The sequence below is a fragment of the Pseudomonas juntendi genome (assembly GCF_021560075.1).
Classification (GTDB): Bacteria; Pseudomonadota; Gammaproteobacteria; order Pseudomonadales; family Pseudomonadaceae; genus Aquipseudomonas; species Aquipseudomonas juntendi.
The window spans coordinates 2512619-2532857 of sequence record NZ_CP091088.1; the positions used below are offsets into that span (position 1 = coordinate 2512619).

22 protein-coding genes are annotated in these 20239 nt (G+C 64.6%); 9 read left to right on the forward strand and 13 right to left on the reverse strand.

Annotated elements, in window-relative coordinates; translation table 11 throughout:
• Nucleotides 1-181: 181 nt before the first annotated feature.
• A complete protein-coding gene (ampC, locus tag L1P09_RS11685; protein ID WP_192439978.1) occupies nt 182-1324 on the reverse strand; it encodes a class C beta-lactamase in 1143 nt (380 codons plus the stop codon).
• Between the two features lie 119 nt (nt 1325-1443).
• Here ampC and L1P09_RS11690 point away from each other — a divergent pair, with 119 nt between their 5' ends.
• The gene (locus tag L1P09_RS11690; RefSeq protein WP_235768882.1) at nt 1444-2478 is read left to right on the forward strand and encodes a bile acid:sodium symporter family protein; all 1035 of its coding nucleotides are present in this window, start codon (nt 1444-1446) and stop codon (nt 2476-2478) included.
• Here L1P09_RS11690 and L1P09_RS11695 read toward each other — a convergent pair whose 3' ends face one another.
• Complete coding sequence (locus L1P09_RS11695; protein WP_054904385.1) at nt 2479-3039, reverse strand: TetR/AcrR family transcriptional regulator; 561 nt, start codon at nt 3037-3039, stop codon at nt 2479-2481.
• An 89-nt stretch (nt 3040-3128) separates the two neighbouring features.
• Between L1P09_RS11695 and L1P09_RS11700 the strand changes: the two genes are divergently transcribed.
• Together L1P09_RS11700 and L1P09_RS11705 are read left to right on the forward strand one after the other, a co-directional pair.
• Entirely contained in the window at nt 3129-3860 is a 732-nt protein-coding gene (locus L1P09_RS11700; protein WP_029884833.1) for an SDR family NAD(P)-dependent oxidoreductase, read from the forward strand.
• A gap of 26 nt (nt 3861-3886) precedes the next feature.
• Nucleotides 3887-4501, forward strand: coding sequence for a 2-hydroxychromene-2-carboxylate isomerase (locus tag L1P09_RS11705; RefSeq protein ID WP_054904407.1), 615 nt, complete (start codon nt 3887-3889; stop codon nt 4499-4501).
• On the opposite strand, the gene L1P09_RS11710 is transcribed toward L1P09_RS11705, so the two are convergent.
• The 5 genes from L1P09_RS11710 to L1P09_RS11730 form a co-directional block, all read right to left on the reverse strand.
• On the reverse strand, nt 4438-4755 hold the full coding sequence (locus L1P09_RS11710) for a DUF7693 family protein (RefSeq protein ID WP_154211170.1): 318 nt from the start codon (nt 4753-4755) through the stop codon (nt 4438-4440). The genes L1P09_RS11705 and L1P09_RS11710 overlap by 64 nt on opposite strands.
• A 4-nt stretch (nt 4756-4759) precedes the next feature.
• Nucleotides 4760-5305, reverse strand: coding sequence for a cupin domain-containing protein (locus tag L1P09_RS11715; RefSeq protein ID WP_003248033.1), 546 nt, complete (start codon nt 5303-5305; stop codon nt 4760-4762).
• Between the two features lie 81 nt (nt 5306-5386).
• Nucleotides 5387-6592 carry an MFS transporter gene (locus tag L1P09_RS11720; protein WP_054904386.1) on the reverse strand — a complete coding sequence of 402 codons (1206 nt, stop codon included), beginning with the start codon at nt 6590-6592 and terminating at the stop codon, nt 5387-5389.
• A 72-nt stretch (nt 6593-6664) separates the two neighbouring features.
• Nucleotides 6665-7198 (reverse strand): cytochrome b, encoded by a 534-nt coding sequence (locus tag L1P09_RS11725; RefSeq protein WP_235768883.1) that lies wholly within the window; start codon nt 7196-7198, stop codon nt 6665-6667.
• Nucleotides 7195-8241 (reverse strand): catalase family peroxidase, encoded by a 1047-nt coding sequence (locus L1P09_RS11730; RefSeq protein WP_192439980.1) that lies wholly within the window; start codon nt 8239-8241, stop codon nt 7195-7197. Before L1P09_RS11730 ends, L1P09_RS11725 begins: the two co-directional genes overlap by 4 nt.
• Before the next feature lie 128 nt (nt 8242-8369).
• Here L1P09_RS11730 and L1P09_RS11735 point away from each other — a divergent pair, with 128 nt between their 5' ends.
• Nucleotides 8370-8891: a sigma-70 family RNA polymerase sigma factor gene (locus L1P09_RS11735; protein WP_009685428.1), complete on the forward strand. Its 522-nt coding sequence runs from the start codon at nt 8370-8372 to the stop codon at nt 8889-8891.
• A complete protein-coding gene (locus L1P09_RS11740; protein ID WP_054904389.1) occupies nt 8888-9640 on the forward strand; it encodes an anti-sigma factor family protein in 753 nt (250 codons plus the stop codon). The genes L1P09_RS11735 and L1P09_RS11740 overlap by 4 nt, the downstream gene beginning before the upstream one ends.
• Nucleotides 9641-9709: 69 nt before the next feature.
• On the opposite strand, the gene xthA is transcribed toward L1P09_RS11740, so the two are convergent.
• Nucleotides 9710-10522: an exodeoxyribonuclease III gene (gene xthA / locus L1P09_RS11745; RefSeq protein WP_235768884.1), complete on the reverse strand. Its 813-nt coding sequence runs from the start codon at nt 10520-10522 to the stop codon at nt 9710-9712.
• A gap of 162 nt (nt 10523-10684) precedes the next feature.
• On the opposite strand from xthA, the gene L1P09_RS11750 reads away from it, so the two are divergent.
• Genes L1P09_RS11750 through L1P09_RS11760 form a run of 3 tightly spaced genes read left to right on the forward strand, consistent with a single transcriptional unit; the run spans nt 10685 to nt 16801 of the window.
• Nucleotides 10685-11335, forward strand: coding sequence for a GNAT family N-acetyltransferase (locus L1P09_RS11750; RefSeq protein WP_009682173.1), 651 nt, complete (start codon nt 10685-10687; stop codon nt 11333-11335).
• Between the two features lie 52 nt (nt 11336-11387).
• Complete coding sequence (locus tag L1P09_RS11755) at nt 11388-13130, forward strand: autotransporter assembly complex protein TamA (RefSeq protein WP_029884841.1); 1743 nt, start codon at nt 11388-11390, stop codon at nt 13128-13130.
• Nucleotides 13127-16801: a translocation/assembly module TamB domain-containing protein gene (locus L1P09_RS11760; RefSeq protein ID WP_235768885.1), complete on the forward strand. Its 3675-nt coding sequence runs from the start codon at nt 13127-13129 to the stop codon at nt 16799-16801. Before L1P09_RS11755 ends, L1P09_RS11760 begins: the two co-directional genes overlap by 4 nt.
• A gap of 19 nt (nt 16802-16820) precedes the next feature.
• On the opposite strand, the gene L1P09_RS11765 is transcribed toward L1P09_RS11760, so the two are convergent.
• The 4 genes from L1P09_RS11765 to L1P09_RS11780 form a co-directional block, all read right to left on the reverse strand.
• The gene (locus L1P09_RS11765; protein ID WP_009682168.1) at nt 16821-17375 is read right to left on the reverse strand and encodes a DUF2589 domain-containing protein; all 555 of its coding nucleotides are present in this window, start codon (nt 17373-17375) and stop codon (nt 16821-16823) included.
• A gap of 84 nt (nt 17376-17459) precedes the next feature.
• Entirely contained in the window at nt 17460-18167 is a 708-nt protein-coding gene (locus L1P09_RS11770) for a DUF2589 domain-containing protein (protein ID WP_054904393.1), read from the reverse strand.
• A 59-nt stretch (nt 18168-18226) separates the two neighbouring features.
• Nucleotides 18227-18607: a Mor transcription activator family protein gene (locus tag L1P09_RS11775; protein WP_029884845.1), complete on the reverse strand. Its 381-nt coding sequence runs from the start codon at nt 18605-18607 to the stop codon at nt 18227-18229.
• Nucleotides 18608-18856: 249 nt separating this feature from the next.
• Complete coding sequence (locus L1P09_RS11780; RefSeq protein ID WP_192439984.1) at nt 18857-19315, reverse strand: hypothetical protein; 459 nt, start codon at nt 19313-19315, stop codon at nt 18857-18859.
• 151 nt (nt 19316-19466) lie between these two features.
• On the opposite strand from L1P09_RS11780, the gene L1P09_RS11785 reads away from it, so the two are divergent.
• Nucleotides 19467-19655 (forward strand): hypothetical protein, encoded by a 189-nt coding sequence (locus L1P09_RS11785; RefSeq protein WP_003248064.1) that lies wholly within the window; start codon nt 19467-19469, stop codon nt 19653-19655.
• Nucleotides 19656-19691: 36 nt separating this feature from the next.
• Here L1P09_RS11785 and L1P09_RS11790 read toward each other — a convergent pair whose 3' ends face one another.
• Complete coding sequence (locus L1P09_RS11790) at nt 19692-20066, reverse strand: hypothetical protein (protein WP_054904395.1); 375 nt, start codon at nt 20064-20066, stop codon at nt 19692-19694.
• Between the last annotated feature and the right edge of the window lie 173 nt (nt 20067-20239).

Below are 20239 nucleotides of genomic sequence, written 5' to 3' on the forward strand. Positions count from 1 at the left end.
AGTTTCCCGCTCCACGAACGGCCCGCGTTACCGCGCAGACCGTCTGGAATACCCTTGCCACCGCCCCCGATCAGGGGGACGGCTTCATCATGCACAAGGGCGATGAACGGCGTCAACCATTTTGTAGTGAATATTTTTTTTCACTACAAAGTGTCGATTTGTTCGACAATCCGCGGCCTTTCTACAGGCCGGAAAGGATCGCAAAGGCGGCACGGACCCGGGCCTCATTGGGGTAATTGCGGTTGGCCAGCAACACCACCGCCAGCTGTTCGGCGGGCACGAACGCAGCGTAGGCACCAAAGCCATTGGTGGAGCCGGTCTTGTTGTACCAGGCCGCAGGCAGCGCCGGCTGGGCTGGCTGCAAGCGCGTGACTGGCTGTGGTTCACGGATCAGCCTTGGGCTGTTGCCATCGACCAGCGTGTCCAGTGCGACCGGGGAGGGGTAGCGCTCCCAACCCAGGCCCTGGGTCATGGCGCCGACCTGAAAGTAGCCTTGGCGGGTAATGCTCAAGGCTTGCTGCAGCGCCGGTGGCAGGCCCTGAGGTTGCAGGTGCAGGCGCACGTAGCGCAGCAGGTCGCGGGCGCTGGTCTTGATCCCGTAGGCTTCGTCGGCATAGGGGCCGGGGCCGACGCGTACCGGCTTGTCGGCGGCATCGTAACCTTGTGCGTACAGGCCCTGGGCGCTGGCGGGCACCTGCAGATAGGTGGCGCGCAGGCCCATCGGTGCCAACAGCCCTTCGCTCATCAGTGTCGAAAACGATTGCTGTTGTGCGCGGGCGGCCAGGTCGCCGAACAGGCCCAGGCTAGGGTTGGAGTAGCAGCGCTGGGTGCCGGGTTTGGCGCGTGGTTGCCAGTGCCGGAAGAAATCGACGACCTGCTGCGGCGTCTGGACGTCATCCGGGAACTGCAGCGGCAGGCAGTCCGCGCTGTAGGCACCGAGGTCGCGAACGGACGCCTCGCCAATAGGGGCGCCTGCCAACGCCGGGTGGTAACGCTTGGCCGGCGCCGACAGGTCCAGCTTGCCCTGCGCGCTGGCCAGCGCGGCCAAGGTGGCGGTATAGGTCTTGCTCAACGAGCCGATTTCGAACAGCGTGTCGCGGCTTACCGGCACGTTGTCGGCCTTGCTGGCCACGCCGTAACTGAAATAGTGCGCATGGCCGTGGGCATAAATGGCCACCGCCATGCCGCTGATGCCTTGCTCCTGCATCAGCGGGCGGACGACCTGGTCGACCTTGGCCTGCAACGGGTCGTGAGCCTGGGCGGTGGTATGGCCCAAGGCAAGCGTGATGGTGGTGGCAATCAAAGCCTTGCGCAAGCGCGGCATGAGCGGTTCCTTGTGTGCATGGTGTCCGTTGAGCGATACCCCAGGGGGTTCCGGCGTTAGCGCTGAAAAGCCGGAAACCTTATCGTCTGCCCTTGCACAATGACAAGACGGGAGCCGTGATGAAGTATTTGCGCATGCTGTTCGACAATTTCACCCTGGCCTTGCTCGGGGTGGTCTGCATTGCCACCGTATTGCCTTGTTCGGGCGACGGCGCGGTGTACTTCGGCTGGCTGACCAACCTCGCCATCGGCCTGCTGTTCTTCCTGCACGGTGCCAAGCTGTCGCGTGAGGCGATCATCGCAGGCGCCGGGCATTGGCGCCTGCACCTGCTGGTGTTCTCCTGCACGTTCGTGCTGTTCCCGCTGCTGGGGTTGGCGTTCAAGCCGCTGTTCGTGCCACTTGTAGGCACTGAGCTGTACCTGGGTGTGCTGTACCTGTGCGCCTTGCCCGCAACCGTGCAGTCGGCCATCGCCTTCACTTCGCTGGCCCGCGGCAATGTGCCGGCAGCCATCTGCAGTGCGGCGGCGTCCAGCCTGCTGGGTATCTTCCTCACCCCATTGCTGGTGGTGATGTTGCTGGGCGCCAGTGGCGATACTGGCTCCGGCCTGGATGCGGTCCTCAAGATCACCTTGCAACTGCTGGTGCCATTCTTGGCCGGGCAGATCGCGCGGCGCTGGATTGGCGCCTGGGTAAAGCGCAATGCCCGCTGGCTCAAGGTGGTCGACCAGGGGTCGATTCTGCTGGTGGTGTATACCGCCTTCAGCGAGGCAGTGGTGACCGGCCTGTGGCACACGGTTTCGTCGCAGCACCTGGCGGGGTTGTTCGCGGTATGCGGCATTCTGCTGGCGGTGGTGTTGTTCGCTACCCGCTTGTTGGGCAAGGCGCTGGGCTTCGACCTCGAGGACCGTATCACCATCCTGTTCGCCGGCTCGAAGAAAAGCCTGGCCACCGGTGTACCCATGGCGCAGGTGCTGTTCGTGGGCAGTGGCATTGGCGCGATGATCCTGCCGCTGATGCTGTTCCACCAGATCCAGTTGATGGTGTGCGCGGTGCTGGCGCAGCGTTATGCCAGCCGTGAGCAAGGTTTGCCAGAGGCTCTGGCAGGCGCTGAACGTGCTGCGGCGGGCCCCCGCCAACCCCCAGCCAACCCGTGATCAGTCGCCCTCCAGCGCGCGTTCTACAAACGCGCGGCTGGCGCCAAGCACCTGGCCTTGCACGCTTTCGCTGACCAGCATGCGGCCAACCAGCAGCGCGCCCACGCACTGACTGATCAATACCCAGGCCAACTGCTCATCCTCCAGGGTGGCGCTCCAGGCCTGGTGCAGCTGCACTAACCAGTGCTCGGCCACTTCCCGCACAGGCGTGTCAGCGCGGGCTATCTCCACCCCTAGCGGCGGCAACGGGCAACCCTGCTCGGCGTTGTGCAGGTGCGCCAGGCTAAGGTATTGCTGCAGGCAGCGGGCCAGGCGCTCGCGGCTGGCACCTTGGTTGGCCAGCCGGGCGAGTGGGCTGTTGCAGAGTTCCTGCCGGACCACCTCGGTGAACAGGTCATCCTTGGACGGAAAGTGGTTGTAGAACGCCCCCCCGGTCAGGCCAATGGCTTTCATCAAGCCGGCAACGCCCGTGCTGGCAAAGCCCCCGCGCTTGGCCAGCGCACCGCTGCTGGCGAGCAAGCGTTCACGGGTTTGCTGCTTGTGTTCGTTTGGGTAGCGCATGGGCGTGCCTCTGCAAGACGGCTTGACGAAAGCCGGCATAGTAGCATAGCGTTCGTTTACTAAACGATCATTCATCAATGGGTGCAGGCATGTCGGAACAACAAAAAGTCGTGCTGGTGATTGGTGCGGGGGATGCCACCGGCGGCGAGATTGCCAAGCGTTTTGCCCGCGAGGGCTATATCGCCTGTGTCACCCGGCGCCAGGCTGACAAGCTGCAGCCGTTGCTGGAAGAAATACGCGCTGCCGGTGGCCAGGCCTACGGGTTCGGCTCCGATGCGCGCAAGGAAGACGACGTGGCGGAACTGGTCGAAACCATCGAGCGCGATATCGGCCCGATCGAAGCCTTTGTGTTCAATATCGGCGCCAATGTGCCATGCAGCATTCTGGACGAAACCCCACGCAAGTATTTCAAGATCTGGGAAATGGCTTGCTTCGCCGGCTTTCTGACTGCCCAGGCGGTAGCGCGGCGCATGGTCCGGCGCGAGCGCGGCACGCTGCTGTTCACTGGCGCCACCGCCGCAACCCGTGGTGCGGCCGGTTTTGCCGCCTTCGCCGGCGCCAAGCATGGCTTGCGTGCATTGGCCCAGAGCATGGCCCGCGAGTTGGGGCCGCGCAATATTCATGTCGCCCATGTGGTGGTGGACGGGGCCATCGACACTGCCTTCATTCGCGACAGCTTCCCCGAGCGCTACGCCCTCAAGGGTGAGGGTGGCATCCTGAACCCTGCACACATCGCCGACAGCTATTGGTTCCTGCACGCCCAGCCCCGCGACGCCTGGACCTTCGAGCTGGACCTGCGGCCCTGGATGGAAGGCTGGTAAACCCTTTTCCCTGCAAGGACATGACCATGCACAAGCACGTCGATTTCTACTTTGACCTGGGTAGCCCAGCCAGTTACCTGGCCTGGACCCAGCTGCCGGCGCTATGCGCCCGCCACGGCGCAACGCTGCACTACCGGCCAATGCTCCTGGGCGGCGTATTCCAGGCCACGGGCAACGCTTCGCCAGCGATGATCCCCGCCAAAGGGCGCTATATGTTCACCGACCTGGCGCGCTTTGCCGCCCGCTACGGGGTGCCGTTTGGGCTGCCGCCGGGTTTTCCGGTCAATACGCTGCACTTGATGCGAGGCGTCATGGGTACGCAATTACGCGCGCCGGAGCGTTTCGAGGGGCTGCTGGCGGTGTTGTTCAAGGGTTTGTTTGCCCAGCAGCGCACCCTGAGCGATGTGGCGGTACTGGACGCCACCCTGGCTGAAGGCGGCTTTGACCCACACGCGTTTCACGCACTGGCAGCAGATGACGAAATCAAGGCAGCACTGCGGCAGGCGACCGAGGTTGCGGTGCAGCGGGGGGTATTTGGTGCGCCGACGTGCTTTGTCGGCGAAGACATGTTCTTCGGTCAGGACCGCCTGGACTTCGTCGAGGCAGCGCTGCAGCAGGGGGCGAGCAGCCTTTCCAGCTGAGTGCGTTCCCACTGGCTGAGCAGATCGCAGGGGTTGCTGCCATACCGTTGCCAGGCATCGAGCCCCGCCTGCGCCCCGCACGGGGCCGTGCAGTGGATGCACTGGGCAAGGCCCTCGCTGTCCAGCGCGAGGGTCAGTTGCCAGCCGTCGATGATCACGTCCACCAGGGCGTGGTCATGGCGCTGGGCTATCGACAGGGTATGGATACCGAGCGCTGCGTCACGCAGGCGTTGATAGACCACCCGGCTGTTCATGCCGTCAGAAGTTCGCCGGGGTATTGGCGCTGATGATCTCGGCCTCGTCCGGGCCGATGTTCTTGAAGCTGTGCGGCAGGGTGGTGGGGATGTAGTAGCCATCACCCGAGTTGAGCACGCTGACCTGGCCGTCGACCCACAGCTCCACAGTCCCCCGCGTGACCAGCCCGCATTCTTCGCCTTCGGCATGCACGATCGGTTCGCCGGAGTCTGCGCCCGGCGCGTACAGCTCACGCAACATGCGCATCTGCCGGCCTTCGACACTGGCACCGACCAATAGCATACGCAGGCCGTTACGGCCCAGGTCTGGCTGTTCGCCGCCGCGGAACACATAGCGCTCTTCACGTACCGGCTCGTCGAAGCTGAAAAACTCCGCCAGGCTCATGGGAATGCCTTCGAGGAGCTTTTTCAAGGAGCTGACCGAAGGGCTCACGCGGTTCTGTTCGATCTGCGAGATCGTCGAGTTGGTCAGCCCGCTACGGCGGGCCAATTCCCGTTGGGAGAGGTTGTTGCGTTCCCGCACCAGTTTGAGTCGCGTCCCCGTGTCCATAGCCGCCTTGTAATCAGAGGTGTTTAAAATAACGAGCGATGCGCATTAAAACATACTCTGCCGCGTTGCGCGCTGTGCTTCTCAACGCCTTTGTTCACGCGGGATTGGCCACAGCCCGACCAGCAACAACAGCGTTGCCACGGCCAGGAATGGCAAGCGCGGGTCCACGGCATAGACCAAGGTCCCGGCCAGCGGGCCGATGACCGCGCCCATACCCTGGGCTGCACCTATGGAGCCGGCCGTGGCGCCTTGCTCGCCGGCCTGCATGGCATTGGCGGCCAGGGCCGAAAACGCCGGGAATACAAAACCCATGCCCGCCGCCGCCACAAAGTAGCAGGCCCATAGCCAAGGGGCCGTGGTCGCCAGCGCGCCGCTGGCAAAGCCCAGCGCCGAAACCGTGGCACCGACCCGGATCATCTTCAGCGGTGGCCACTGCAGCTGGCGCAGCAGGACCTGGGCCAGCATCAGCGCCACACCCACGGTGGTAAGGGCAATGCCGGCAGCCTGGGCGGCCTGGGCTGGCCCCAGGTGCAGGCGGTCAAGGGCGAAGAAGCCGACGGTGATCTGCGACACGGTCACACTCAGCATGGCGCTGAATGCCACCAGCAACGGCCGGCGCAGGCGGGGGTCGTTGAGCCTGACCGGGGTGGGTGCGTGGCTGTGTGCAAGCGCCTGTGGCTTCAGGGCCAACAGCAGCACCACGAAGGCACTGGCAGGGAGTAGCGACATGACCAGAAACGGCAGGCTCAGGCTATGCCGCGCCAGCAGGGCTGCCAGGGCTGGGCCGACCACCAGGCCCACGGCGTTGGCCGCCCCCAGCGAAGCCATGGCCCGTGCCCGCTGCTGCGGCCCGACATGGTCGGCGATCAGGGCGTTGCAGCCGACCGGAATGGCGGCATAGAAGGCACCGATGCAACCGCGGGCGACCATCAGGCCGATGAAGGCCATTGTTGCACCTGGCATCCAGCGCAGTGCACCTTCGACAAACAGGCACAACAGCCAGTAGGCCAGGGTGAAACCCGCGCTACCCAGCAGCAATACGCGCCGACGGCCAAGGCGGTCAGCTGCGCGGCCCCAAGGGCGGGCCAGCAATACCCAGACCACGCCGGCCACGGTAATGGCGGCGCCGGCTTGCCAGGTGGCCATGCCCAACTGGCGGGCGATCGGGCCGATCAAGGCGACGAAGGCCATCATCGACATCGTACAGGCCATGTTGGCCAGCAGCAGCGGGCGTAGATCGAGGGTGCTGGCTGGGCTGAGCGTTGCAGGATCCTTTGCGAGGGTCATGGGGTTTCCAGGGCAGTAGGGCCGGTGACAGCCGGTCATTGATGGAGGTCGACCGCCCTGGGCTGCCTCAGGTCATTGATTGCGGCGCAGGGAGCCAGGCCACATGCTACGCAACACGCCGTCGCGGCGCACCCAGGCATGCATCAGCGCCGCACCGACATGCACCAATACGGTGGCGAACAGCAAGTAGCCTGCCCAACCATGGGCCTGGCGCAGCACGGCATACAGCTGCAGGTTGTGCGGCGCGATCGCGGGCAGGCCCAGTGGGCGCGGGTAGTCGCCGGCGGACAGCATGGCCCAGCCCAGCAGCGGCATCGCCAGCATCAGGCCATAAAGCGCCAGGTGCGATGTGCGGGCAGCCCAGCGCTGCACGGTTGGCAGGTCTGCAGGCAGCGGCGGATGGGGTACGGCCAGGCGCACGCCAATACGCAGCACGACCAGCACCAGCAACGCCAGGCCGGTGGCCTTGTGCAGGCTGATCAGTACAGGGTGGCGCAACGACAGGTCGGCAACCATGGTCACGCCGATGAACAGCATGGCCAGGATCAGCACGGCCATCAACCAATGCAGCGCGCGGGCAAGGGGGTGGAAGGCTTCGGGCTTCATGGGCGGGCTCCGGTGCCGAGCGATTCACGGCTGCGGCGGTTGAAAGATTCCGAATAGGCGGCGGAACGGGCGGCGAGGATCGGGTCGTTGGAGGCTTCGATACCTTGCGGCAGGATCAGGGGGTCGAAGTTGATGTCGCGGCAGGCCCCTTGTTCGGGCCCATCGACCTGCTCCAGCACCAGGGTGCCGGCGTCCACGCTGCGCCGCTCGGCAGGCCAGGGGCGGGCCGGGTCATCCACCGCATCGCCCGGTTCCGCCAGCACCAGGCGCAGGGTCCAGCGCAACGGGCCTTGGGCCAGGCGCTGCTGCAAGTCGTGCTGGAGGAACAACTTGTCGTCGACCTGCCCAGGCAGCGCGGCGAACGGCGCCTGTGGCTCCAGCTGCCAGCGTACCGGGTGGGCCGCGCCGGCTGTGTCGATCAGGCGGAAGGCATTGATGCTGTGGTACTGCGTGCTGGCGAAGCTGTCACTGGGTTTGTAACTGGCCGCCCATTGACGAAACGCTGCGCTTTCCGGGTGTGCGGCGAAGAACGCCTGCAGCTTGGCCGGGTCGGGTTTGCCGGTGGCCTTGACCGGTGCGCTGGCCAGCACCTGTTCGTAGAACCCTTGGGGGTTGCTGACGGCAAGCACCGGCGGGTTGTTCATGCCGGTGCGCCAGACCTGGCCGTCATCGGTGCTCAACTCAATTGCCAGGCTGCGGACCGGTATGCTGGTGTCCGGGGCGAACGGGTTGGCCCCGCCGATGGCGAAACGGCCAATGACCGGCACCCGTGGCTGGCTGAATGCGCGTGCCGTGGACAGGCTGGCTGCCTGGCCGCTGGGCTGGAAGTAACCACTGACGCAAAGCCCCTTGGCGTGGTTCTTGCGGTAGCCGGGGTAGTGCCCGGCTTGGGCTTCGAAGGTGTCGATGATGCGTTGCGGGGTCAACTGCGGTTGGCCCAGCCAGCCAGCGGCATACGCGAAGCCGGCACCTGCGGCCAGCATCACGGCGCCGATGGCGGCCAGGCGCAGGGCCTTGGCCGGGCCGTGCAAAGGTGAGTTCATGGTGTGCGTCCGGTTCAGTGAAGGTGCGAGTACGACGGGGTAGCGCGCTATTTATTCCCACGGGGGAATAAAATAGGCCTGCACGCGTCTGCCCCTTACACTGACTGCCCCATAGGCCGGACCTGACCATGCACGACCTGGACAACCAGCAGTGGCGCGAACTGCTCGCCCGCTTGCGCCGCTTTGCCGTATGGCTGACCCGTGAACCGGGCAGCGCCGACGACCTGGTGCAGGCTACCGTCGAGCGCGCGCTGAGCCGACGAGACCAGCAACGCGACGCGCAGGCGCTGCGTGCCTGGCTGTTCACCATCCTTTATCGCTTGTACCTGGACGGTAAACGCCGCGAGCGCCTGCATGCGCGCTGGCTGTCCTGGTTCGGCCGTGCCGAGCGCGATGACGAACCCGTTGGTGACAACCTTGAAGCGATCATCCTGGCCCAGGCCGACTTGCAAGCGTTTTCCCGGCTGAGTGCCGAGCAGCGTGCCTTGCTGCTGCTGGTCAGCGTCGAGGGCCTGAGCTACAAGGAGGCCGCCCAGGCCTTGGGCATTCCTATCGGCACGGTAATGTCGCGCCTTTCGCGGGCGCGCAATGCCTTGCGTGAACTGACCGAAGGCTCACCCCAGCCACCGGCCTTGCGGAGATTGAAATGACGCGCCTTATCCCCACCGAAGATGAACTGCACGCTTACGTCGACGAGCGCCTGGAGCCGGCGCGGCGCGCCGAGGTGCAAGCCTGGCTGGCGGCCAACCCGCAGGCGGCGGCACGTGTGGAAGGCTGGCGCACCGATGCCCGGCGGCTGCGCACGGCGCTGGCCGGGCTTGGCGAGCCAGCCGGTGCCCCCGCGCTTGAGCTGGGCCAGCTGCGGCGGCAACTGCGCCAACGCCGGCAGCGGCGCTGGGCGGCGGCAGCGGCCATGGTGCTGGCCCTGGGTGTAGGGGGCTTGGGCGGCTGGCAGGCCCGCGATGCCACCCTGGCCAATGCCGAGCTGCCGATGGCCGATGCTGTGCAGGCGCACAAGTTGTTCGCCGCCAGCCAGGCGCTGGATATTCAAGCCAGCGACCCGGCCCAGTTGCGCGATTGGCTGGGCCGGCACTTCAACCGTGTCGGGCAGTTGCCAGACCTGGCGGGCTATGGCTTCAGGCCGGTGGGGGCGCGGTTGCTCAGCAACGAGCAAGGGCCCGCAGCCTTGTTGGTGTTCGAGGACGGCAATGGCCAGCGTATCAGCCTGTTCATGCGTTCACCCAGCGAAGGCTTTCGGCGCATGCCGAACGGGCAACGGGTCGATGGCCAGCTGGAGGCGCGGTACTGGTCGCATGGGGCGTACAACTTTGCCTTGGTCAGCGCGGCGGACGATGTGCGTGGGGCGGGGGTAGGCGAGGTGCTGCGCCTGGGCTTGTAACCCAGGCTTTGCCGGCGCGGCCTTGTGTCGCGATCGAGCCGCCCCGGCAGGCATGTTGCGCTCACACGGTCAGCTCAACTCAAGCCAGATCGGTGCATGATCGGACGGCTTTTCCATCCCGCGCAGTTCATAATCCACGCCTGCTGTCCTGATCCGCGGCACCAGCGCGTGCGAGGCCATGATCAGGTCGATGCGCAGGCCGCGCTTGGGCTCGTCTTCAAAGCCGCGGCTGCGGTAATCGAACCAGCTGAAACGGTCGTTCACGTCCGGGTACAGGTGGCGGAAACTGTCTACCAGGCCCCAGCCTTTCAAGCGCTCCATCCATTCGCGCTCTTCCGGGAGGAAACTGCACTTGCCGGTCTTCAGCCAGCGCTTGGCATTGTCCGGGCCAATGCCGATGTCGCAGTCCTGCGGCGAGATGTTCATGTCGCCCATCACCAGCACTGGCTGGTCGTTGCGGAACTGGCTTTCCAGCAGTGCCTGCAGGTCGCTGTAGAAGCGCTGCTTGGCCGGAAACTTGGTGGGGTGGTCGCGGCTTTCGCCTTGGGGGAAGTAGCCGTTCATGATGGTGATCGGGTTGCCCTGGGTGTCGGCGAAGGTGCCCCAGATAAAGCGGCGCTGGGCGTCTTCTTCATCGCCGGCAAAGCCTTTGTGCAGGCTGAGCGGCGCCTGGCGCGAGAGCAGGGCGACGCCGTAGTGGCCCTTCTGCCCGTGGTAGTGCACGTGGTAACCCAGCGCCTGTACGTCGGCCAACGGGAACTGCTCGTCGCTGACCTTGGTTTCCTGCAGGCCGATCACGTCTGGTTGGTGCTTTTCGATCAGCGCTGCCAGCTGGTGCGGGCGGGCTCGCAGGCCGTTGATGTTGAAACAGACGATCTTCATGGAAAGACAATCCCGGTAAAAGGCGCGATGCTAGCGGACATCGCCGGCGATCACCAGCGTGGCGGGGCCAAAGGCCTGCTGCTAACGTGCTGTAAGGGTGGAACGAAGCGCGGAGCGCAACCTCCAAGGCTCTGAACGCCCATTCCAGGAGGTCTGCCCGCAATGCCCGAAACCACAGCCGCTCCGGCCCGTGTCTGCCTGCTCGATGATGGTTACAGCCGCGAGGTACGTTCCCTGCTGTACAACGCCTACCGGCACGAACCCACTTTTGCCTATATCTTCGAAGCCCAGCGCCCAGGCTATGAACGGCGCCTGCGGGTGATGGTGCGTGAATGGGTACGCCAGCACTTCTACCTGCAACTGCCTGCGATCGGCTTGCTGGTGGACGATCGCCTGGTGGCCGTGGCCCTGATCGTGCCGCCGCTGCGCCGCTTGGGTGTGGCGGACAGTTGGGCCTGGCGCCTGCGCATGATGCTCGGCACCGGCCTGCGCTGCACGCGGCGCTACATGGACTACCAGGCCGCTTTGTCGACCTGCCTGCCCAGTGATCAGGTGCATGTGCTGCCACTGCTGGGGGTGCACCCGCAGTTTCAAGGCAAGCAGTACGGCGAACAATTGTTACAAGCTGTGCATGACTGGTGCGCCGAAGACCCGGGCACCCAAGGCGTGGTGCTGGACACGGGCAATGAGCACTATCTGGCGTTTTACCAGCGCCAGGGGTACGAGGAAATTGGTGAGGTGGCCATAGGGCCGATCCGGGAACGGGTATTCTTTCATCCCAACCCGGTGGCTTCGACATCCGCTTTGGCCTGAACAGGCCGCAAGGCGGCTCCCTTGAGCGTTCGGGTCTGGTAGCATTCGCCGCATGACGTATTCAGGAAGATTGACCTGGGGCTTGGTTATCTGGGCCGCCAGTTTTGCAGCATGGGGCCAGAGCGAGTTGCTGGTGCAGGTGAAACCGGCCAACAAGGCGCTCAAGGCCAATGTCGAAGGCTATATAGGCTCACTGGGTGACCGCGATGAAGAAGCACTGTTGCGCTTCAGTCGTGGTGCAGAGGAGCAGGCGCGCAAAGCCGCGCAGGCACTTGGCTACTATCAGGCGCAGATCGACAGCGAGGTCAAGCCTGCCAGCGATGCCGACCATTCCCCGCAGTTGATCCTCAGCATCAACCCGGGGGAGCCGATTCGGCTGCGCAACGTCACGGTGCGCATCGAGGGCCCGGCCAGTGACATGAAGGCCTTTCGGGTACCCGACAGCCGGGCGTTGCGCCCGGGTGAACAGCTCAACCACGGTACCTACGAGGATGCCAAGCGCCTGATCCAGAACCAGGCGTCGCGTTACGGCTTCTTCAGCGGGCGCTTCAGCCGCCAGCGCCTGGCGGTGGACCCGCAGGCCGGGGTGGCCGATATCGAACTGGTCTACCAGAGTGGCCCGCGCTACCGCCTTGGCGCAGTCACCTTTGGCGGCGACACGCCGCTGGACGAGGACCTGCTGCAGCGCATGGTGCCGTTCAAGCCAGGTACCCCGTACGACTCGGAGCTGATCGCCGAACTGAACAACGACCTGCAGTCGAGCGGTTATTTCGAAGGGGTACGGGTGGATGCGGCGCCCACCGCCGCGGTGGGTGAAGACATACCGGTGGACGTGCGCCTGGAAACCCGCAAACCCCGCACCATGGGGCTGGGCCTGGGTTACTCCACCGACGTCGGGCCGCGCGGCAAGGCCAACTGGACCCGCCACTGGGTCAACCCGCAAGGCCACAGCTATGGCTGGGAAACCGAGCTGTCGGCGCCGCGGCAGAACGTGGGGTTGTGGTACGACATTCCCCTCGATCCGCCGTTGACCGACAAATTGCGCTTTGCCGGCGGCTATCAGAATGAAGAACTGGCCGGTACCGACACCCTCAGCAAGCTGCTGACGGTGGGCCCCGAGTGGCACAGCAAGCTGCCCAGCGGTTGGCAACGGGTCATCTCGCTGAAATACCAACGCGAAGAGTACCGCCTGGGCGACGACAGCGGGTTGAGCAACCTGCTGATGCCCGGCGTTAGCTACTCGTTCCTGCGCAGTGACAACCGCATCGACCCGCACAATGGCTACCGCCTGCAATTCGATGTGCAGGTGGCCAAGGAAGGGCTGGTGTCGGACACCAACCTGCTGCACGGCAACGTGCTGCTCAAGGGCCTGACCACCCTGGGCCACAACCACCGCTTGCTTGGCCGCGTGCAGTTCGGCGGCAGCGCGACCAACGGTTTCAAGAACAATATCCCGCCGTCGCTGCGCTTCTTCGCCGGTGGCGACCAGAGCGTGCGCGGTTACGACTACCAGACCCTGTCGCCCGAAAACAGCGACGGTGATCGTATTGGCGGGCGTTACCTGGTGGCCGGCAGTGTCGAGTACCAGTACTCGCTGACCGAGAAGTGGCGGCTTGCCACATTCGTCGACCAAGGCAACTCGTTCAACGACCTGGAATTGCCCAGCCTGAAAACTGGGGTCGGTTTTGGTGTGCGCTGGGTGTCGCCAGTGGGGCCGCTGCGCCTGGACCTGGCCAAGGCGCTGGATGACGACGGTGGCATTCGCCTGCACTTTTCCATGGGGCCCGAGTTGTGAAACGCGTAATCAGATATACCCTGTTGGGCCTGGCTGGACTGCTGGCGGGCCTGGGCCTGGCCCTCGGCTTGCTGCTGGGTACCGAGGCCGGCAGCCGCTGGGCGCTGGGCAAGGTTCCCGGTTTGCAGGTCACCGACTTCCAGGGCCGCCTGGGGGGCAGCTGGCAAGCAAGCCGGTTAAGCTGGGCCGACGCCGGCAGCAAGGTCGAGCTGCAGGCCCCGCAGTTGGCCTGGTCGCCTGCCTGCCTGCTGCGCGCCACCTTGTGCATCGACCGCTTGCAGGCCCAGCGCATCGACATGGCCTTTGCCCCAAGCACCGAGCCGGCCGACAGCGGCCCCCTGCAATTGCCGGCACTGCGCCTGCCGGTGGCCATCGAACTGGGCGAGGTGAAGGTGGGGCAACTGCGCCTGGACGGCAGTGACCTGCTGGGCGACCTGCAGCTTGCAGCGCACTGGACCCGCGGCGGGATGCAGATCGACAGCCTGCACCTGCAGCGCGACGACCTGCTGCTGAACCTGCAAGGCCATATCCAGCCCGAAGGCGACTGGCCGACAACGCTGCAGGCGCAACTGCAGCTGCCGGCTGTAGGGGGCAAACCCTGGCAGCTGGCGCTGAACGCCGAGGGTGAACTGCAAAAGACCTTGAACCTCACGGGAGCCAGCAGCGGCTACCTGGACGCCACGTTGAGCGGCACGCTGCAGGCCCTGGCCGAGCACCTGCCTGCGACGCTGCAGATCCGTTCCGAAGCGTTCAAGCCGACCGCTTCCTTGCCTGACACCTTGCAGTTGAACCAGCTCGACCTGGCAGCCAAGGGCGACCTGCTCAAGGGCTACCAGCTGTCGGGTACCGCCAACCTGCCCGCAGAACAATCGCCGATCGCCCTGGCGTTGTCCGGCCTGGTCGACAGCAAGGGGGCCAGGCTCGATGCCCTCGACCTTACCGCCAGCGACACCCAGCGCGTCAAGCTGCAAGCCACGGCAGACTGGCAGCAAGGCCTGACCGCCGATGCTCAGCTGGACTGGCAGGATTTTCCCTGGCTGCGCCTGTATCCGCTGGAAACGCCGCCACAGGTTACCCTCAAACGCTTCAATACCCGTGTGCATTACCGTGATGGCAAGTATCAGGGGACCTTTGCCGGTGATCTTGACGGCCCGGCGGGGGCGTTCACCCTGGCCAGCCCTTTCGAAGGCGACCTGGATCAGGTCAGGCTGCCACAACTGGCGCTCACCGCCGGCCAGGGCAAGGCTGCCGGCAGTGTTGCAGTGCGCTTTGCCGATACCCTGGCGTGGGATGTCGACTTGCAACTGTCTGCACTCGACCCGGCCTACTGGCTGGCCGAGCTGCCTGGCACCCTGGCGGGGCCATTGCGTACCAAAGGCGAGCTGAAGGATGACGTGCTGAGCCTGGATGCCCAGCTTGACCTCAAGGGCCGCTTGCGCGGCCAGCCGGCTGTGTTCAAGGCCGAGGCACAAGGGGCCGGGCAGCGCTGGACACTGGGTGCGCTGGCGATCCAGCTGGGGGACAACCGGATCAATGGCAGTGGCAGCCTGCAGCAGCGCCTGGCCGGGCGCATCGACCTCGACTTGCCCCGCCTGGGCCAGCTGTGGCCCCGGCTGCAAGGCCAGGTCAAGGGGCGCGTGGATGTCGCCGGCACGCTGCAGGCGCCCCAAGGCACCCTGACGTTGCAGGGCCAGCGCCTGGCACAGGCTGAGAACCGCCTGCAACAACTGAACCTGGATGCCAAGCTCGACAGCGCCCAGCGTGGGGTGGTCGAGCTCAAGGCCACCGGCATTCAGCTGGGTGACATGGCACTGGGCACGCTGCAGGCCAGCGGCAAGGGTGACATTCGCCAGCAGGCCCTGAACCTGGCCCTGAACGGCCCGCAGCTCAAGCTTGACCTGGGGCTGGATGGCCAGTTGAGCAAGGGCGACTGGCGCGGGCGACTGGCCAGCGGGCGAGTCCAGGCCGGTGGCCAGGACTGGCAGTTGCAGGCCCCGGCGCGGTTGCAGCGGCTGGCCAACGGCCAGCTCGATTTCGGTGCCCACTGCTGGCGCTCTGGCCAGGCCAGCCTGTGTGGCGATGACCAACGCCTGGCGCCGGAGCCGCGCTTGCGCTACCACCTCAAGCAGTTCCCGCTGGGCAGCCTGGCGCAGTGGCTGCCCAAGGACTTCGCCTGGCAGGGGCTGCTCAACGCCGACATCAGCCTGGATATACCGGCCAGTGGCCCCAAGGGTAGCGTGGTGGTCGATGCCAGTGGCGGCACCCTGCGCGTGCACGACAAAGGCCGCTGGATCGACTTCCCGTATCAGGCCCTGCGCCTGGACAGTACCCTGGCACCGCGGCGTATCGACACGCGCCTGGTATTCCGTGGCGAGCGGCTGGGTGAGCTGAACGTCAACACCCGGCTAGACCCGCTGGGCAAGAACAAGCCGCTGTCGGGTGATTTCCGCCTGGCGGGCCTGGACCTCTCGGTGGCCCGGCCCTTCGTGCCGATGGTCGAGCGGTTGGCCGGCCAGCTCAATGGCAGCGGCCAGCTCTCGGGTACCTTGCTGGCACCGCAGGTCAACGGCAACCTGGCGCTCAGCGGCGGCGAAGTCAGCGGCGCGGAGCTGCCAGCCAGCCTGCAGGCACTGTCTGTGCAGGCGCAGATCGCCGGTGAGCAGGTGCGCCTGGAAGGCAATTGGCGCAGTGGCGAAGCAGGGCGCGGGCAGTTGAGCGGCAACCTCACCTGGGGCCAGGCGCTGGGCATGGACGTGCGCTTGCAAGGCCAGCAACTGCCGATCACGGTGGAGCCCTATGCCACGCTGGAGGTCGCCCCGGACCTGACCTTGCGCCTGATCGACGACAAACTGGCGGTCACCGGCAAAGTGCTGGTGCCCAAAGGCAAGATCACCGTGCGCGAATTACCGCCCTCTACCGTCAAGGTCTCGGACGATACCGTCATCGTTGGCCGCCAGACCGATGAGGGCAAGCCACCCATGGCGATGGCCATGGACATTGACGTCGAAGTGGGCCAGGACAAGCTGTCGTTCACCGGCTTTGGCCTTACCGCCAACCTGCTTGGCCATGTGCACATCGGTGACAACCTCGACACCCGCGGTGAATTGAGCCTGGCAGACGGTCGCTACCGCGCCTACGGCCAGCGCCTGACCATCCGCCGCGCGCGCTTGCTGTTCGCCGGGCCGATCGACCAGCCTTACCTGGACATCGAAGCCATCCGCAAGGTAGACGATGTGATTGCCGGTATTCGCTTGAGTGGCAGTGCCGAACAGCCGACCAGCCAGGTGTTTTCGGAGCCGGCCATGAGCCAGGAGCAGGCCTTGTCCTATCTGGTGCTGGGGCGGCCATTGGGCACCTCCGGCGAGGACAACAACATGCTCGCCGAAGCGGCACTGGGCCTCGGCCTGGCAGGCAGCGCCGGTATCACCGGTAGCCTGGCCTCCAGCCTGGGCATCGACGACTTCCAGCTGGATACCGAAGGCTCGGGCAATACCACCAGCGTGGTCGCCAGTGGCAACCTCACCGAGAAGCTGAGCCTTCGTTACGGGGTAGGGGTGTTCGAGCCAGCGAACACCATCGCTTTGCGTTACAAGTTGAGCAAGAAGGTCTACCTGGAGGCGGCCAGCGGTTTGGCCAGCTCCCTGGATATCTTCTACAAGCGCGACTTCTAGGTTGAACGCGGCGGCGCCGTCAACGGACGGTGGCCGCGTCGATGAACTCATTGCTGTCGGGTGAGGGTGGCGGGGTGGGGGCGCGTACCGGGGTGATCAGGCTGGTGTACTCCTCGATCAGCCGGTTCAGCGCTTCAGGCGGCTCACTGGCCTGGAACTGCATGCGGATCTGCACTTCGTCAGGGTCTCGGCTGTCGCCTTGGCGACCCTGGCCACCGATGGTGACCTTGAAGCTGGCGGCCTTGTTCTCGCTGGTAGGCAGTAATGCCGGCTGTGCCTCGGTGCCTTTGACACGCACCGACAGGTCAACCTGCATGCGCTCCAGCGCCAGGCCTTTGGGCGACACCAGGGCGAACAGCGGTACACGCATGATGTGCTGGCCGTCCATGGCCACTTCCACCATCTTGGCTTTCATGGGGGCGCCCAACGCTTCGCTGTCACACTCGAAGAACTGGTCGAACAGGTTGATGTACTGCTGCGCGATCAGGCTGTTGGTGGCACTGGCGGCTTCTTGCAGGCCGCGAGTGATCTCGCGCAGGTCGATTGAAGTCATGGGCGCGGGGGCCTTGTCCATTGCGTGGGTTCCTCAGGCCAGAATGGCCCCTTGTTGCTCATCAAGGGGCCAGGCGGAAGTGAGCGAAAAACATCAAGGTTTGGTTCAACCTTTTTTGTCAGCTTTGTCCGTGGGTTTGTTTGCAGCGCCGGGTGCTTTGTCGTTTTCCACCTTGAGCCCCGGTGTGTCGGCTGCCGGGTTCTTGAGGGTATCGCGCTGCGAGATCTGGTCGGGGCTTTCCAGGGCGGCGTTTTTGACCACCGTAGGTTTGGTCGCAGCGTCGGTCAGGAACTCGATCAAGCGCATGACCGCTTCCGGCGGCTCCTGGCGTTTGAGTGTGGTATTGAATGCATAGCGGGCGCGGGTATCGGTCTTGCGGGTTTGCGTGGATTTGTGGCTGACGCTGCCCCTGACGTTGAGCTTGAACGGCCCCCAGCCGATCGAGCCGCTGGCGGTGGCGTTCATGTCCTTGCTGGTCACGTCCTCCGACATCTGGTTGATGACCAGCTCGAACTCGACATTACCCTCCTCGATGGTAATGTTCGGGTGGGTGATGGCCGCCAGCAGCGGCACCTTCATGGTCTTGCTGACCACACCTTTGTATTCGCCCTGTTCGTCGACGATGGTTTCGTCATAGTCGAACTGGATGGCTACGGCCTTGCCGTTCTGGATGCAGACCTGCATCAGGAAGTCGGCGTACGATTTACTCGCGGTAACCTGCGCCTGGACCATGGCTTGCAGGGGGCCGGCGATCATGCGATCCATGGGCAGGGCATTGATGACCGAGCCAATGAGGCTGTTGTCTATCGACATAGTGGGATGCTCTTTCTAGTGGGTTGGGGCCGCCGAGGGTGCTCTGGGCGGCAGGGGGGTCAGCGGGCGCACGCCTCCTGGCGGCGGATGTTGCCGATTTGGCGCAGGCTCAGGCCGTACTTGTTGGCCAGCAGGCTGCGGGACAGGCCATTGGCGCTTTCTTTCTGGATTTGCTGGTTACGCAGTTGGCGCAGGAAGTGGTCCGCCTTGGGGATCTCCAGGGCTACCCCGGCAAAGCGCTTGATCAGCGCATCGAGCGCTTCGGGCGGGAGGACGTCGGCGAGCTTGGTGCGCTCGCGGTGTTTGGGGATGTATTTGGGCCTGCCGCCGAACGCGCAGGTCAGCTGGTAGGCGTTGTCGATGCCGATGCAGGTGATCAGTGCCTGCAACGAGTGGGGCAATTGGCTGATATCGATCTGGCTCAAGTCTGGCGTTTGCATATGGCGCTCCTTCGGGATAAGGGATTTGCGACCCGATCACCCGTGGCGTTATGTCGGAGGGTGTGAGCAAATTCTGTGCGACAGCCGAGGCGTGTCGCTAGGCGGCATATGGGTTGGCGGCTGTAGCTTCGGTGAACAGGTTTTGCAGGCAGCAATATCCGCGCATGTAGGAAATGGCGTTGCTGATAGGCTGCATAGGGTGATTTCTCGCTCGCTCACTGCCGTTCTCAACGAAAGGGTGCTGAACCCTTAGTCGCAGGGGAAACTGCTCAGCAAGCTGGCGCTGTGCAGGTAGGCTTGGGGCGCCGTTCGCATGCTTGCAGGCAACGTTCGCCAATCCACCAGCAGGCACAGGGTGTACAGGGGCTGCCCATCGCGCTGGCCGATCACCTGCCCGTCAAAGCTGCGCCGGTACAGGGCCTGGGTCTGGCGTACGGCTTGCACCTGGTCGGCCTGGGCCAGGGTTTCCTGGGCCAGGTGGGGGAGGCGGGTGGTGGGCACGGTGAAGTTCAGCGGCCTGTTGTCCCCGCCCAGGTAGCCGGCCTGGCGTACCCGTTGCCACAGTTGCTGCCACTGGCTGGTGCCGGCGTGGGTCGCGAGCTCGCGGCCCAGCTCCAGCAGGTGCTCGGCGGGTACCTGCTGGGTATCCAGTGCGTGAACGTAGACGGGGGAGAAAAACAGCGAAGTGAGGAGCAAGGGTTTGTACACGGTGCCTCCGGCATGGGTGCTTGGAGGTTTCATGCTTTCAGGCTGTCACCGCCTGACCCAGCAGGAAATGCAGCGCCGGGGCCGGTGACCGTTGTATCATTGCCGCGGCTCATTGCGAGCCATTTGCCCCTGATGTTGCAAGGAACCTTCGATGACACACGTGCAGCGCCTCAAATATTCACTTCTGATCATACTGGTCGTACTGGGCCTGATGCTGGGCCTGTCCCACCTGCAGAAGCAGGGGACTATCAGTGAACAGACGTTCCAGATGCTGGCCATCGCCATTGCCGTGGTGGTGGTGGTGATCAATGGCATCCTGCGGCGCAAGGTCAAGCCCTGACCTGCGCGGGCCGGCCAAGCCTGGCCGGCCAGGCGCTCAGCGCGCGGGCGCTTGTTCCAGTATGGCGCGCGCCTGGGGGGCAAGGCTGTAGCACTTGTCGCTGCCCAGCTGGATCACCCCCTCGCTGCACAGGCGCTTGAGCACTTCGCGCACGCTGAGGAACGACAGCGGAATATCCAGTTGCTCCAGTTGCGCGTGCACGCCACGCACGCCAATGCTGCGGCCATTGCGGTCGGCGGCGTGCAGGGCGTCGATCACCTTCAGGCGGATCAGGCTGGTGCGCAGGCCGAAGGTGCGCAGCAATTCGCGGATCTGCTCGTTGCCGGTGCGCTCGTCAGCAAATGCGCCCTGTCCCTTGGGCGCCTTGCCTGGGGCGCGCCCAGCCAGTAATGAGGGTTGCGGGTTGTACATGTGAATGCTCCTTTTCGTGGACGAACCCGAAATGTGGTTGCCTCACTTACTAGGACGAATGAGATCGCAAAAACTGCAACGCACGCGTTAAAAAAATGGCTGTTTTTCATCAAGACGTTCCATCGCCCTGTAAAACGTAAAATTTTCATCTGGCCATTCGTCTGAACGGGATA